Here is a 14,348-nt window from a genome sequence, read left to right as displayed (position 1 = left end):
AAGCCTGATCGTGACCGCCCTGTCAGGCTACTTCACAGTACGGCGCTCAGACGTTACCGAAGCCGCCGCCGACCACCTGGGAGACGACCTTGGCCAGGTCGGCCGGGCTGCGATCGGTGCCGTCCACAACGAGCATCCGGGCGCAGGCCTCGGTCATCGACGCGAGCAGCTCGGCCAGCACCGGCAGGTTCGCGTCCGGGTCGGTGACGCCGGGCAACGACTTCATCAGGGTCAGCCGCAGGCCTTCGACCAGGAAGGCGCGGGCAGCCCGGACCCGGTCGGCCACCACCGGCGCGGCGCCGTACTGGGCTCCGAAGACGATCCGCCAGGACTGCGGGTTCTTCGCCGCGGTGGTCAGGAACGCGGTCAGGCCGTCGAGGACGTGCTCCTCGGGAGTGCCGACACTCGGGTCGGCGGGCAGCGCGGCGACGATCGAGATGACCAGGTGCTGCTCCTCGCGGGCGAGCAGGGCCAGCAGCAACTCGTCGCGGTTGGCGAAGCAGTCGTAGACCACCGGCTTGGTCACCCCGGCCGCGTCCGCCACCGACTGCATCGTCGTACCGGCGTAGCCGTTGGCCGAGAAGACCTGGAGAGCGGCGTCGAGGATCATCGGGCGCCGGCGCTCGGGCCCGAGGTGGGCCGCCCGGCGGCGCGGTTCGGCGTCCTCAACCACTTGACAAACCTACCAGATCGTAGGAAATTCCTACGGTCTGGTAGGAACCCCTCCGGCCTGCGCCTACGGTCCGGGTTCCGTCACCTTTCGGGGAGGTCGCCATGACCGAGCGAGGCAGCGCGGGCTGGTTGGAGTCCGACGGCCTGACCTCGCTGGACGCGAGCGAACTGGCCCGGCTGGTCGACCGGACGTCGGAGCGGGAGCTTCGGCATCGGCTCATCGGGGGAGTGCGAGAGGTCGCGTTGCGCGAGATCTTTCGCCGGATGCCGGAGTACCTCCGACCCGCCCGGGCCGCCGGGTTCGACGCCGTCGTCGCCTGGCAGATCACGGGGGCCGGAGCGGGTGACGTCGACGAATTCTGGATCCGGGTCAGCGACGGCCGCTGCACCGTACTCGCGGATCAGCCCGGCGGCGCCGACATCTCCATCCGCACCGACCCCGCCACGCTGCTGCGCGTCGTCACCGGCAACGAGGACCCCGTTCTGGCGGTCCTCAAACAACGCCTCTCCGTCCGCGGCGACCTGGCCCTCGCCGCCCGCCTCACCAAAATCTTCGCCGTCGGCCCAGCCTGATCATCGGCCCAGCCTGATCATCGGACCGGCCTGATCATCGGCCGAGGCCGCGAGTCTTGGACTCACCGGAGCCATCGGCACGGTTCGCCTCGGGAGTGGTGCCCGGTGCATGTGCTTTCGGCTGTGTCATCGCCGGATCGGCGCTCCCGAACCTCGCGCCGGCCTCCTGCGCGGCCGTCCGGTCGGCCGCCGCCGACTCCCGCTGGGCGCTCCCCGGATTCTCCTCGTAGTGCGTAACCATGCCGAGGGCCTGCTGGGCGACCTGCTGTCCGTACGCCGCCGGATCGTTGACCCGCAGGTCCCCCATCACCGTCTGCCCGCCCTGGCTCCAGGACTCGAGCTCCGCCGGCAGAGCGTCGAAGTGCTGGTCGATCGAGTCGGCGATCATCCGTACGGCGAATGGCCGCTCGTGCTTCGCGATCGCCGTACTGGACACGAGCCGATGCGCCGCCTCTATCGCGATCCCGGCCCGGCCCTGGCCGCCCATCCGGCGAAGCGTCTTGTTCGGGAACTCGGTCCCCTTGGCCGCGTCGACAGCGTTCGCGAACGCCAGCGCGGCCGGCGCGTACTCGGTGTCTTTGAGCGGCGGTTCCGCTGCCTTCAGCTGCTCGGCCTGCTCGGGCGGCAGGATCCGGTCGATGATCTCGACGCCCTCGATCTCGGCGAGCGCCTTGCTCACTCCGTTCTCGAGTGGCTTGAACCGCGGGGCGACGCGGTCAGCCTCGTTCTCGTTCCGCCGGCCGTACCCATACGGAATGGCCCACCGCACGTACGGCGCGGTGGCGTTCTGAAGCGCCTGCCGTGCGGCCGCCGCAACCTCCGGGGTGAGCGGACCGTCCGGGCCGTCCTGGGTCAGCGCCCGCAGGGCCAGCGCCTCGTCAAGGCTGAGACGAAGGGTGTAGTCGGTCGGCGGCACGTCCTGGCCGGGCACCGGCTCCGGGATCTCGTCGTCCCACAGCGTTCGGGGCGTGCCCGTGAGCTCACCGACAACGGTCCGGATCCGACTCGCCAGTTCATGAACCGATTCGGCCCGGCCGGGTGGGAACACGGCCTCGGCCTCGTGCGATTCGAGGAACTGCCTCGGCAGCGCGTGGAGTTTCCGGAGCTCCTCGGCGGCCCAGAGGTTCAGCGCGTCGACCGCGCCGGCTCCACCGAAGGTCACCGAGCCGTCCTCCGCGGTCCTGCCGATGATGTCCTCGCGCCGGTTCTCCACGACCTCGGTCAGCTCGCGCTCCGCCACCCCGCGCTCGTCGCGCGACGCGAAGGCGGTTTCCAGCCGCCGGGCTGCCACCCGCACGAGCGCCGCCCGCTGATCGGCTCTCTGCAGCGCCAGGAAGTCAGGATTCCGGTTCAGCAGCAGGCGAGCGGCAGTCGGAGCCACGCCACCTCGACCAGCCGCTGTGAACTCCTTCTGTACGTCGTCGCCCTGCCGGCCGAGCCGCGCGGCGACCGCGACGGCCAGCGCTCGCGCCGCCGCCACGTCACCTTCCAGCACCGCCGGCTGGGACATCCCGAGGTCACCCAGCTGCCCGTTCGGAAAGAGTTCCGGCACCAACCGCTGCCGCGTCGCGGGAATCGCGTACGCCCTGCTGTTGGCCCATCCGATCCGGTCCCGGGCGTCTTCGTCAGTTGGTTCCGGCAGCGATTCCTGAGGCTCGAGTTGGTCGGCGTACATGGCCACCACCGTCGTGAGGATCTCCAGGATCTCGGGCCGGTCGTCCGCCGCCTCTACGAAGGCAAGCTCGTCGTACGGCGTTTCCGGCGTGCCTGCCGCTAACCTCGCCGTCTCCCGGGAAGCTCGTCTCTGCGCCTCTTGCGTCTCGCGGTCGAGCACCGCGGCAACGCTCGGCGCGAGTCTGACGGGGATGTCGATGCTGCCCGAGAGCAGTTTCATCAGCCGCTCCTCCCGCACCGTCAGCGCGGGCAACTGGAGGACGGTCTCGGGCGCCGACTCGCCGTAGACGTCCTCGACGACGAACCGCATGACCCTGCGCAGAAGGGCTTCGACTTCCTCATCCGCCACGCACCGCAACCTACCGGCGCCCGGGTTCAGCTACCGCTCAGCGGGCGAGCCCGCTCGGGCCGGACTGGCCGGGGGCAGATGTGCGGGTCACCGCGGGGGCGGTGGACGGCGCCGTGGGGCGGGGGCGGAGCTGCGCCCGGTCCATGCCTGGCAGCAGCCGGTCATGCAGGTAGATCTCCGGCATGCTGCCCCGCTGTGCCTCGATGGCCGCCGCGGTCTTTGCCTCGGCCGCGGCCACGTCCTGCTGCAGGAGATCCGGATCCCTGGCGTAGTCATGAACCAGGCGCTCCGCCATCCGGCCGAGCTCCTCGCCGTACTCGCGTGACAGGGCTGCTGCGGGCAGTACCGACGTACTCTTCCACTCCTCGAGCCGGGCCGGCAGGGCGTCGAAGCCGTCGTTGATCTTTTCGCCGAGCACCCAGGCGGCAGCCTGCCGGTCCTCCGGCGAGATCGCGGAGCCGGCCACCAGCACCTCACCCGCGGCCATTCCCATGTCCGGGAGCCCTTCCCTCGCCATCCGGCGAATCAACGCCTCGGGCTCGTCGCCGTAGACGGCCTCCGCGAACCCCTGGGCCGCCGGTGCGTACTCCTCGTCCGCGCTCGGCGGCGCCGGTGTCCGCAGCGGCTGATCGAACACGCCGGGCGGCTCTGGCGTCCGCAGCTGGTCAGCCAGCGCAGGCGGAAACCTCCGGTCGACGATCGTGTTGTGCTCGTTGTCGGCGAGGGCGCTGACGACCGCCCGCTCCATCGCCCGGAACCGCGGGTCGAAGGCCGTGGCCCAGACGTGCTGCTGCAGGTTGTACGCATTGGGGTGGGCCCACTTCGCGCAGATCACGACGGTCTGCTTGATCGCCTGCTGCAGGCCTGCAACTTCCTCCGGATCGAGCCGACCGCCCGCATCGCTCGAGGTCAGTCGCGACAACAGCGCGTCGTCCGGCCTGACCCGGAACATTGTGTGGCCGGAGCTGATCCGCTGGTCGCGCTTGAGTCCGTAGTCCCCGATCTCGCCGCGCCACATCGTCTGTTCCGCGCCGATCAGCTCACGAAGCTCCGCGTCGATCCCGCGGATCACGTCGTGGACCGACTCCGGCTGAGCCGGACGGGACCGCGCGGGCCGCTGGTTCGCGGTCATCCGCAGTACGGCGGCCTTCTCCTCCTGACGCAGGTCGTCGTGGTGCTCCTCGATCCGCTCGGCGGCGATGTGATTCGCCCAGGCGACCGCGACCTTTCCGCGCAGGACGGGGTCGTTCGTGACATCTCCGGCCAGCTCAGGGTGCGTCTCCGGAACGTACCCGGTCGGCGATGCGAAGCCGCCCTCCAGCTCGCGGGCGACATCCTGCACGACTTCTTCTTGCAGGTCCTCCGGCAGCGTCGAATAGCCCGGGGCCGAAGCCAGCAGCATGTGCGCGGCCGTCGCACCCCTGGCGCCGTAACCAGCGGCGATGAGCTCGGTCAGCACCTCCGCCTCGTCGTCTCGCTCGGTCTGCTCGGTGATCTCTGCCACGATCGTCGACGCGGTCAGCTGGTCGGGGTAGAGCACCGGCGGCGGGAACTCACCGAGCGCGGTCACCCAGTCGGGCGGAAACCCTCGTTGCACCAGCCGCGGTGTCGCGGAGCGCGCATGCAACCTGGACAAAGCCACTTCGAACGTCTGCCGGTCTTCCGGCCTCTTCGACGGCTCGTTCTCGCCGGGCGTCTCCGGCCGCGGACCGCCGGCGGCCATCCGGTCGGCGTACACCGCCACCGCTTCCGTCAGTGCCGCCCAGACCTGAGCCTGGGAGGCTCCCGGCTGGAGGCCACCATTGTTCGCCAGCGATTCGAGGTATCGCTGGTTGGTGAGCGTCACGGGCCGGTCCAGCTGGTCGTCGGGCACCACCGACGAGCGATCGGCACCGAACTCCGCGATCACGATCCGGTTCAGCCCCTGGAGGAGGGTCACGACTCTTGGGTCCGCCACGGAGCGTAAGCTACCTGGGCTCCGGTTCAGTCCCTGCGGTAGATGTCACAGCACGTTCGGGGTGTACACGGTTAGGCTGCCCGATTATGGGAGAGACCGCGAACATCCACACCACCGCGGGCAAGATCGCGGACCTGGAGCACCGGCTCGACGAGGCGGTGCACGCCGGCTCCGAGCGCGCGGTGGAGAAGCAGCACGCCCGCGGCAAGAAGACCGCCCGCGAGCGGATCGCGCTGCTGCTGGACGAGGGCTCGTTCTCCGAGCTGGACGAGTTCGCCCGGCACCGCTCGACCGCCTTCGGCCTGGACGGCAATCGCCCGTACGGCGACGGCGTGGTGACCGGGTTCGGCACCATCGACGGCCGGCAGGTGTGCGTGTTCGCGCAGGACTTCACCGTCTTCGGCGGCAGCCTGGGTGAGGTGTTCGGCGAGAAGATCGTCAAGGTGATGGACCTGGCGATGAAGATCGGCTGCCCGCTGATCGGCATCAACGACTCCGGCGGCGCCCGGATCCAGGAAGGCGTGGTCAGCCTCGGCCTGTACGGCGAGATCTTCCGCCGCAACGTCCGGGCTTCCGGGGTGATCCCGCAGATCTCGCTGATCATGGGCCCGTGTGCCGGCGGCGCGGTCTACTCCCCCGCGGTCACCGACTTCACCGTGATGGTGGACGAGTCGTCGTACATGTTCATCACCGGACCGGACGTGATCAAGACCGTCACCGGCGAGGACGTCAGCCAGGAGGAGCTCGGCGGCGCCCGGACGCACAACACCAAGTCCGGCAACGCGCACTACCTCGGCAGTGACGAGGAGGACGCGATCGAGTGGGTGAAGACGCTGGTCGGTCACCTGCCGCAGAACAACCTCGAGGACCCGCCGGCGTACGACGAGCCCGCCGACCTGGAGCCGACCGAGACCGATCTCGCGCTGGACACGCTGATCCCGGACTCGCCGAACCAGCCGTACGACATGCACACCGCGATCGAGGCGGTGCTCGACGAGGGCGACTTCCTCGAAGTACAAGCGCTGTTCGCGCCGAACATCATCGTCGGCTTCGGCCGGGTCGAGGGCCGCCCGGTCGGCGTCGTGGCGAACCAGCCGATGCAGTTCGCCGGCACGCTCGACATCGACGCCTCCGAGAAGGCGGCCCGGTTCGTCCGCACCTGCGACGCGTTCAACGTGCCGATCCTGACCTTCGTCGACGTACCCGGCTTCCTGCCCGGCACCGACCAGGAATGGAACGGCATCATCCGCCGCGGCGCCAAGCTGATCTACGCCTACGCCGAGGCGACCGTGCCGATGATCACCGTGATCACCCGGAAGGCGTACGGCGGCGCGTACGACGTGATGGGGTCGAAGCATCTCGGCGCCGACATGAACATCGCCTGGCCGACGGCACAGATCGCGGTGATGGGCGCGCAGGGCGCCGTCAACATCCTCTACCGCCGGGAGCTGGCCGGAGCCGAGGACTCCGAGGCCCGCCGCCAGCAGCTGATCACCGAGTACGAGGACCACCTGGCCAACCCGTACGTCGCGGCCGAACGCGGCTACATCGACGCGGTCATCAAGCCCAGCGAGACCCGCGCCGAAATCATCCGCGCATTGAGGCTGCTCCGCACCAAACGCGACACCCTGCCGCCGAAGAAGCATGGGAACATCCCGTTGTGACCGACATCCTGAAGGTCGTCAAGGGCGATCCGACTCCCGAGGAGCTCGCGGCTCTCGTCACCGTCGTCGCGGCCCGGTCCGCTGCCGCCGTACCGGCTGCTGGACCAGAGCGGGCCAGCAACTGGGCCACGTACTGGCGCAACGCCGGGCAGCCGCTCCGTCCAGGGCCTGGGCAGTGGCGCGCCTCGGCGCATCCGTAACTACTCGCGCGCTTTCCCCTTGTCAGGTTTCTGGCTGCCCGCAGCAGCACGCCCGGTCGAGGATGCGGGCTTGGCAGTAGGCGCGCCGGAGGCCGGGGCCACGTCTCTCGTCGGGTCGCGGACCAGGTCGCCGTGAACAGCGACAAGGTCCTCGTACGGGCGGACTGGTTCCTGCGTGTTGATCAGCTCCAGCGCGAGTTCGGCGATGTGGCGGCCGTCGGTCTCATTGTCGAACTCCGTACGGATCAGGTCGGCCACCTGCATCTTCAGCGCGTACGGCATGCTTTCGCGGCCGCTCATCAAGAGGTCGGCGGCAACAAGGGAGGTCTCGAATGCAGGCACGTTGGCCAGCATCTGCAATGTCTGGTCGACAGACATGGCGGATGGTTCGCCGACGGCCTCGGCGAACGCGTAGGCGCGAGGCGCAGACCAGTGAATGTCGTTCAGCAACTGCTGCCGCTTCTCCGGATCGGCCTCGTTCCAGCCCAGCTTGAGTTCCCGCACGTCGGGCGGTAGGTACCCGTTGTCGCACAGATCGTCGATCATCCGGTCGGCGTGGACCGCGGTCCAGGCATCGGCGAAGGCATTCTTCAGCGCGCAGTGCGGGCTGTCGGGCGCCCCCACCACCGCCCGCACCGAATCGACCAGCACCCGCCGGCGCGCCATGAAGTTGTCGTGCAGCTCCTTCTGCGCGCCCGCCTCACCAGCGCGCTGCCGACCGAGCCGCTTGCGCAGGCTCGGTGCGACCAGATCCTTCAGCACCTGATGCGCGTCGGCGCCGTACACGATCGGCCGGCCCCCCGCCTGCACGCCATGCCTGTGTCGATCAACCCGCGGCCGAGCCAACTTCGGCGGCCCCGGCGTCCAACCGTCGTACGAGCGGCCCACGTTCCGCGCAGACTCCTCGATCCGCTGGAGCAATGCCCATACATGTCTGTTCACTGCCACAATCGGCAGTATGGCCAAGTACGAGGTCAACCCGGCGGCGGTCGAATATGCCAAGCGTCTGATCGACGGGCGGCAGTACGTGCTGGACAGTGACTGGGGTGAGGTCCAGCCTCGCGCGGACGACCAGAACGCCTACCTGGAGAAGCACGGCTGGGAGGAGTACGCCGCCTGGCACCTAGGGCTCACCGACGGCGCCACGGACGAGACCAAGGCCCGCTACGCCTTCGTCATGGGCGACTTCCGCCGTATCCACCGCACCGCCCTGATCGCCTGCGTCTACCGGGCCTCAGAGTGGCGCCACAAAGCCGTCGAGCTCGCCGCCCACGACCTCCTGCAGCACCTGGACGCGAAGACCGGCCTGACCGCTTAGGGTGCTGCCGTGCTGGATGCTGAGGATGTACGGCGGATCGCGTTGGAGCTACCGGGGACGGTGGAGAAGGAGCGGTGGGGGCATCCGACGTTCGATGTGAGCGGGCGGATGTTCATCACGATCCCGGACGATCAGACGTCGTTCGCCGTCCGGTGTCCCCGGTTGGAGCGGGCGGAGCTGATCGCGGCGGAGCCGGAGAAGTTCTGGGTCCCGCCGCACGAGGCAGGCTCGAACTGGGTCCGGGCCCGCCTCGCGGCATTGGACGATGCGGACGAGCTCTACGACATCCTCGTCGACTCCTGGAAACAGGTCGCGCCCGCGGAACTGCAGTGATCAGCTCACGTTCTTGGCCGGGGCTGCGAAGGTGTTACAGGTAGCCGGATTCCCGGTATTGAAGGACTTTCCCATGAAGCGGGCCTGGCTGGCCTTGCTGCCGTGGTCGCCTTCCTCGGGGTCGTCGCCGGCCGTCACGACCCACTTCCGCCAGACGTAGAGCATCATCCCGTTGATCGGGTAGCTGCTCTTGTTCGCGGCCAGGAACACCCCGGCGAAGCAGTTCGCCTGCAATTCCATCCGTCGCGTCATCCGCAGCTGGCCGGCGTAGTCGGAGGCGTCGTACCGCATCTGGCTGGCCGCCTGCAGGATCCCGGTCATGTACTGCACGGAGTGCCCGTACTCGTGCGCGATCGACCGCGAGTACCACATCCGCGCGTACGCCTTCGACTCCGCGTCCGGGTACTCGTTGTAGGTCTTCACGAAGACGTCGACCTTCATGTACAGCATGTTGTTGGCCGAGCAGAAGAACGGCACGTTGATGACACCGCCGCCGCACGGGTTGGTGATGGTCGAGCCCGACCAGTACGTCATCCGCGGCGACTTGAACGTGTAGCCCGCCTTCGTCACCAGCGGCGCCCACGACTTGTCCAGGCAGGGCTTGAGCGCGGCCCAGTACGCGGCGGCGTTGCGCGTGTTCGTCGGCCGGACGCGGGGCTCCTTGCAGTTCACGGTCGCCATCCGGCCGACGGAGTACAGCTTGTTCCTGGCCGCGACCGTCGCGGCGGACGGCTTCTCCGAAGGCGAGTTGGTGGGCTGCCCAGTGGGCTGCTCGGTGGGCTGCGTCCTCGTCGGGCTCGGGGTGTACCGCGGTGAGCTGTGCGGCTCCGCCGAGCTCTGTGACAGCGCCCAGGCTCCGATCCCGATGACCGCGAGTACGACGAAACCCAGCAGCACGAAGATCGGTGCCTTGGACTTCTTCTTCGGCGGCTGCTGACCCCAGCCTGGCCCACCGGGTCCCCAGCCGAAGCCCGGCCCTTGCTGCGGCATCATCGGCGCCGGGGTGTACTGCGGCGGACCGTACTGCGGCTGATACTGCGGCGGCTGGCCCGGCTGCTGGTACGGCGGGTACGTCGTCTGGCCCGGCTGCTGCGCGAACGGTGGCTGGCTCAACCCCCGGTCCTTTCCACTGGAGAGCGACCGCCACAGTACCGGCACAAACAGGTCAGCTCAGCAGGGCCTCGCGGGGTAGGGTCGGCAGGTGACCGATGCCACCACACCGCAGAGCCCGATCGACCGGCTCTCCGAGCGGTACCTCGAGGAGTACGTCGCTCTGTCGCCGACCGCGGCCACCTTCATGGGGATCGAGGGCCACGACCACGAGCTGCCGGACTACACCCCGGCCGGTTTCGAGGCGCTGGCCGAGCTGAGCCGCCGGTCCGTCGCCGAGGCACAGGCCATCGAGCCTGGTAGCCCGCGTGAGGAGGTCGCCAAGGACGCCTTCCTGGAGCGCCTCGGGCTGGAGCTGGAGCGGTTCGAAGCCGGCGTACCGCAGCACCAGCTGAACGCGCTCGCGTCGATCCCGGCCGAGATCCGCCAGGTGTTCGACCTGATGCCGACCGGGACCGAGCAGGACTGGGAGACCATCGCCATCCGGCTCAACCAGGTCGGTACGGCGCTGGACGGCTTCCGCGAGACGCTGCTGGAGCAGGCCGCGCAGGGCAGGGTCTCGGCGGTGCGGCAGGTGAACGACCTGGCCGGGCGGATCGCCAGCTGGACCGGTGCCGACGGCGACGACTTCTTCGCCGGGCTGGCCGCGCAGGCGCCGGACAGCGCGGTCAAGTCGACCGTGGAGGCAGCAGCCGCGTCGGCGCGGAAAGCGTATGAGCAGTTCGGCGGGTGGCTGAAAGCCGAGCTCGCCCCGCGTGCGCCCGCCAAGGACGCCTGTGGTCGCGAGGTCTACGAGCTGGCCTCCCGCGACTTCCTCGGTGCGTCGATCGACTTCGAGGAGACCTACGCCTGGGGCTGGGAGGAGCTCGCCCGGATCGAGGCGGACATGCAGTCGATCGCCGCCGGGCTCAACTCCGGTGACCGCAGCATCGAGGCGGCGGCCGCCGTACTGGACAACGACCCGGCCCGGAAGATCCACGGCAAGGAGGCGTTCCGGGACTGGATGCAGCAGATGTCCGACACGGCCGTGGCCGAGCTGGGCGGCACCCACTTCGACATCCCCGCCGAGATCCGCACGCTGGAGTGCATGATCGCGCCGACCTCGGACGGCTCGATCTACTACACGCCGCCGAGTGAGGACCTGACCACCCGGCCGGGCCGGATGTGGTGGGCGGTGCCGAACGGCGTCGAGGACTTCGCCACCTGGCGCGAGGTCACCACGGTCTACCACGAGGGCGTCCCCGGGCATCACCTCCAGTGCGCGCAGACGATGCTGCGCACCGACCTGCTCAACCGGTGGCAGCGGATCGCCTGCTGGATCTCCGGCCACGGCGAGGGTTGGGCCCTGTACGCCGAGCGCCTGATGGAGGAACTCGGGTACCTGGAGGATCCCGGCGCCCGGTTCGGCATGCTGGACGCGCAGGGATTCCGGGCGGCCCGGGTGATCGTCGACATCGGCATGCACCTCGAGTTGAAGATTCCTGCCGGCAACCCGTTCGGCTGGCATCCGGGTGAGGTGTGGAACGCGGATCTCGGGTTCGAGTTCCTGCGGGCGCACTGCCGGATGGAGACGGAGTTCCTTCGCGCGGAACTGAACCGCTATCTCGGCTGGCCGGGGCAGGCACCGTCGTACAAGGTCGGTGAGCGGATCTGGCTGCAGGCTCGCGAGGAGGCCAAGCAGCGCAAGGGATCCGCGTTCGACCTGCGCGCGTTCCACTCCGACGCGCTGAACCTGGGCTCGATCGGGCTCGACCCGCTGCGGCGCGCCCTGGCGAAGCTGTGAGCGTTCGATTCGTACTGGCGTCGTCGTCGCCGGCGCGGCTGAAGACGCTGCGTGCTGCCGGGGTCGAGCCGGAGGTGATCGTCTCCGGCGTCGACGAGGACAACGTCACCGCGGAAAGCCCGGGCGAACTGGCTCGGCTGCTGGCGACCTTGAAGGCGCGGGCGGTCGTCGCCGGGTTGACCGAGCACGCGACCGTCCTCGGCTGCGACTCGGTGCTCGAGATCGACGGCGTCGCGTACGGCAAACCCGGTACGCCCGATGCGGCCCGCGACCGGCTCCGGGAGATGCGCGGCAAGACCGGCGTACTGCACACCGGCCACTGCCTGATCGACACCTCCGGCAAGCAGGAACTCCGCGAACTCGAGTCGACGACGGTGTACTTCGCCGACCTCACCGACGAGGAGATCGACGCGTACGTCGACACTGGCGAACCCCTGGTCGTGGCCGGCTCCTTCACCGTCGACGGCCTCGGCGGCGCGTTCGTCACCGGCATCGAGGGCGACTACCACAACGTCGTCGGCCTCTCCCTGCCGCTCCTCCGCCGGATGCTCGCCTCCGTCGGCATCTCCTGGCCGGCGCTCTGGCAGTCGTCACCGCGCATCCAGTACGACGACACCGAAGCCGCCCGCTACGACGACACCCGCGGCGGCTTCGCCCGAGCCAAGGCGGCGGCCGAAGCCGTGCACTCCCTCCTCCCCTGGACCGCGGCGGGCTCCTCGACCGAGGTCCCCGCCGGCGGCGGGCAGCGGGTGCTGGAACTCGCGGTGGGGACAGGGATCGTCGGCGCCGAACTCGTTGCTCTCGGCAACCTCGTACACGGGGTCGACCTGTCGGAGTCGATGCTCCAGCGCGCGCGAATCCGGCTTCCCGGCCACGTCGCCGCTGCTGATGCGGGGCGGCTGCCGGTGGCTGATCGGCGGTGTGATGCGGTGGTCGCGATCTGGTTGCTGCACCTGCTCGAGGACAGCTCGGCGGTGATCGCCGAGGTGGCGCGCGTACTGCGTCCGGACGGCGTCTTCATCACCACCACGGAGAAGTCCGACTCGTCCCGCTACGCCGACGGCCGCGGCCCGAACGACACCCGCTCCCAGGACGCCCTCTCCCTCCTGGTCGCCCAAGCCGCCCGCCACGGCCTCACCCTCGACGGCGCCACCACCTTCCCCGGCCCACCCCGCAACACGAACGAGTCCCCGCTCTACCCCTTGGTCCGCTTCCGCCGTACCTGAGCCCACTCCCCGGATAGTGGTAGGTCCGGGGAGTGGGCCTGGGTCAACGGCGGCGGCCCGGGAGGAAGAGCGCGGCGAGGGCGCCGACCGCGACGATGGCGGCGCCGGTCCAAACGGCGGGGATCAGGCCGTCGGCGTACGACGTGGGCGAGTCGTAGGAGCCGGCTGAGGCGAAGACCGAGGCCAGGACGGCGACGCCCATCGCGACGCCGACTTCGCGGATGGTGTTGTTTGTGCCGGACGCCACGCCGCGGTCCGCGTCGGACGCACTCGCCATCACCACGCTCGCCGACGGCGCGAACGTCAGGCCCATCCCGACCCCGGCGAGGATGAACGGCAGCACGAGTTCGCCGTACTGCGTCTGTGCGTCGGTGATCAGCGCGATCCACCCGAGCGCCGTCGCGAGGAACAGTTGCCCGGCCGCGATCAGCGTCCGCGCCCCGACCCGGTCCACGATCAGACCGGCGATCGGCGCGACGACCATCGGCGCCATCGTCCACGGCATCGTCCGTACGCCGGACTCGAGCGGGCTGTAGCCCTGCACCACCTGGAAGAACTGCGCCAGCAGGAACACGGCCCCGAACACCCCGACGGAGAACGTGAACGCCACGATGTTCACGACGCTGAACGCCCGTACGGAGAACAACCGCAGCGGCAACATCGGCGCCGGCGTACGGCGCTCCCACGCGATGAACGCGGCCAGCAGCGCGACACCGGCAACCAGCGACCCGAGCACTCCGCCCGACATCCAGCCGTCGTCGGCCCCGTGCACGACCCCCCAGACGATCGACAGCACACCGCCGGTCGCCAGCACCAACCCGACCAGGTCCAGCCGCGTCGCCGTACCGCGCGACTCCGTCAGGACCTTGGCCGCGAGGAGTACGGCGACCACGCCGACCGGCACGTTCAGCCAGAAGATCCACTGCCAGTTCAGCCCGTCGACCACGGCCCCACCGACGACCGGGCCGACCGCGACACCAAGGCCGGAGATGCCGCCCCAGATTCCGATCGCCGCGCTCCGCAGCCGCTCGGGTACGGCGCCGGCCAGCAACGTCAGCGACAACGGCATCACCGCTGCCGCACCGACGCCTTGGACTGCCCGGGCGCCGATGAGCATCCACGGCTCGGTCGCCAACGCACAGGCCGCCGAGGCGAGCGTGAACAGCGCAATCCCGGCCAGGAAGATCCTCCGCCGGCCAAGCCGGTCGCCGATCGCGGCCGCGGTCAGCAGCAGCGCGGCGAACGACAGCGTGTAGGCATTCACGAACCACTGCAGGTCGGACAGCGACGCGCCGAGCTCGGCCTTGATCACCGGCAGCGCGTTCGTCACCACCAAGTTGTCCAGCGTGACCATGAAGGTGGGGATCCCCACCGCGGCCAGTACGGCGCCCAGCCCGGCGCCACGGGCCCGCTTCACAGCGGGTTCGAACCTCTCATCGAGACCGGTCGACGTCATTTCGAGCTCCTGTCCCCTCATCCCGCGGAGTGC

13 protein-coding genes are annotated in these 14,348 nt (G+C 69.5%); 7 read left to right on the top strand and 6 right to left on the bottom strand.

The features are described from left to right. Window positions 1–46 precede the first annotated feature (46 nt). Window positions 47–673, bottom strand: coding sequence for a TetR/AcrR family transcriptional regulator (locus EV646_RS18165; RefSeq protein ID WP_132150041.1), 627 nt, complete (start codon window positions 671–673; stop codon window positions 47–49). Between the two features lie 101 nt (window positions 674–774). Here EV646_RS18165 and EV646_RS18160 point away from each other — a divergent pair, with 101 nt between their 5' ends. Continuing rightward, window positions 775–1,245 carry an SCP2 sterol-binding domain-containing protein gene (locus EV646_RS18160; RefSeq protein ID WP_132150039.1) on the top strand — a complete coding sequence of 157 codons (471 nt, stop codon included), beginning with the start codon at window positions 775–777 and terminating at the stop codon, window positions 1,243–1,245. Between the two features lie 34 nt (window positions 1,246–1,279). Here the strand turns inward: EV646_RS18160 and EV646_RS18155 are convergent, their stop codons facing one another. After that, window positions 1,280–3,268 (bottom strand): hypothetical protein, encoded by a 1,989-nt coding sequence (locus tag EV646_RS18155; protein WP_132150037.1) that lies wholly within the window; start codon window positions 3,266–3,268, stop codon window positions 1,280–1,282. Window positions 3,269–3,305: 37 nt separating this feature from the next. Further along, window positions 3,306–5,225 carry a hypothetical protein gene (locus EV646_RS18150; protein ID WP_132150035.1) on the bottom strand — a complete coding sequence of 640 codons (1,920 nt, stop codon included), beginning with the start codon at window positions 5,223–5,225 and terminating at the stop codon, window positions 3,306–3,308. 86 nt (window positions 5,226–5,311) lie between these two features. Here EV646_RS18150 and EV646_RS18145 point away from each other — a divergent pair, with 86 nt between their 5' ends. Together EV646_RS18145 and EV646_RS18140 are read left to right on the top strand one after the other, a co-directional pair. Next, the gene (locus EV646_RS18145; protein ID WP_132150033.1) at window positions 5,312–6,889 is read left to right on the top strand and encodes an acyl-CoA carboxylase subunit beta; all 1,578 of its coding nucleotides are present in this window, start codon (window positions 5,312–5,314) and stop codon (window positions 6,887–6,889) included. Continuing rightward, window positions 6,886–7,089 (top strand): acyl-CoA carboxylase subunit epsilon, encoded by a 204-nt coding sequence (locus tag EV646_RS18140; RefSeq protein WP_199237044.1) that lies wholly within the window; start codon window positions 6,886–6,888, stop codon window positions 7,087–7,089. The genes EV646_RS18145 and EV646_RS18140 overlap by 4 nt, the downstream gene beginning before the upstream one ends. On the opposite strand, the gene EV646_RS18135 is transcribed toward EV646_RS18140, so the two are convergent. Continuing rightward, the gene (locus EV646_RS18135) at window positions 7,090–8,037 is read right to left on the bottom strand and encodes a hypothetical protein (protein ID WP_132150031.1); all 948 of its coding nucleotides are present in this window, start codon (window positions 8,035–8,037) and stop codon (window positions 7,090–7,092) included. Window positions 8,038–8,047: 10 nt separating this feature from the next. On the opposite strand from EV646_RS18135, the gene EV646_RS18130 reads away from it, so the two are divergent. Both EV646_RS18130 and EV646_RS18125 read left to right on the top strand, forming a co-directional pair. Further along, window positions 8,048–8,407, top strand: coding sequence for a hypothetical protein (locus EV646_RS18130; protein WP_132150029.1), 360 nt, complete (start codon window positions 8,048–8,050; stop codon window positions 8,405–8,407). Window positions 8,408–8,416: 9 nt separating this feature from the next. Further along, on the top strand, window positions 8,417–8,740 hold the full coding sequence (locus EV646_RS18125) for an MmcQ/YjbR family DNA-binding protein (protein WP_132150027.1): 324 nt from the start codon (window positions 8,417–8,419) through the stop codon (window positions 8,738–8,740). On the opposite strand, the gene EV646_RS18120 is transcribed toward EV646_RS18125, so the two are convergent. Continuing rightward, complete coding sequence (locus EV646_RS18120; RefSeq protein WP_132150025.1) at window positions 8,741–9,853, bottom strand: neutral zinc metallopeptidase; 1,113 nt, start codon at window positions 9,851–9,853, stop codon at window positions 8,741–8,743. Window positions 9,854–9,941: 88 nt separating this feature from the next. Here EV646_RS18120 and EV646_RS18115 point away from each other — a divergent pair, with 88 nt between their 5' ends. Both EV646_RS18115 and EV646_RS40840 read left to right on the top strand, forming a co-directional pair. Continuing rightward, window positions 9,942–11,633 (top strand): DUF885 domain-containing protein, encoded by a 1,692-nt coding sequence (locus EV646_RS18115; protein ID WP_199237043.1) that lies wholly within the window; start codon window positions 9,942–9,944, stop codon window positions 11,631–11,633. Continuing rightward, window positions 11,630–12,859 carry a Maf family nucleotide pyrophosphatase gene (locus EV646_RS40840; RefSeq protein WP_132150023.1) on the top strand — a complete coding sequence of 410 codons (1,230 nt, stop codon included), beginning with the start codon at window positions 11,630–11,632 and terminating at the stop codon, window positions 12,857–12,859. Before EV646_RS18115 ends, EV646_RS40840 begins: the two co-directional genes overlap by 4 nt. A 43-nt stretch (window positions 12,860–12,902) precedes the next feature. On the opposite strand, the gene EV646_RS18105 is transcribed toward EV646_RS40840, so the two are convergent. After that, window positions 12,903–14,315: a DHA2 family efflux MFS transporter permease subunit gene (locus EV646_RS18105; RefSeq protein ID WP_132150021.1), complete on the bottom strand. Its 1,413-nt coding sequence runs from the start codon at window positions 14,313–14,315 to the stop codon at window positions 12,903–12,905. Window positions 14,316–14,348 lie beyond the last annotated feature (33 nt).

The organism is Kribbella antiqua, assembly GCF_004345665.1.
GTDB lineage: Bacteria > Actinomycetota > Actinomycetes > Propionibacteriales > Kribbellaceae > Kribbella > Kribbella antiqua.
This window is presented reverse-complemented; position numbering and strand designations above follow the sequence as displayed.

Coding starts and splice junctions, on each gene's coding strand:
- EV646_RS18130 (WP_132150029.1), top strand. CDS start 8,048: ATGGCCAAGTACGAGGTCAACCCGGCGGCGGTCGAATATGCCAAGCGT.
- EV646_RS18145 (WP_132150033.1), top strand. CDS start 5,312: ATGGGAGAGACCGCGAACATCCACACCACCGCGGGCAAGATCGCGGAC.
- EV646_RS18160 (WP_132150039.1), top strand. CDS start 775: ATGACCGAGCGAGGCAGCGCGGGCTGGTTGGAGTCCGACGGCCTGACC.
- EV646_RS18105 (WP_132150021.1), bottom strand. CDS start 14,315: ATGACGTCGACCGGTCTCGATGAGAGGTTCGAACCCGCTGTGAAGCGG.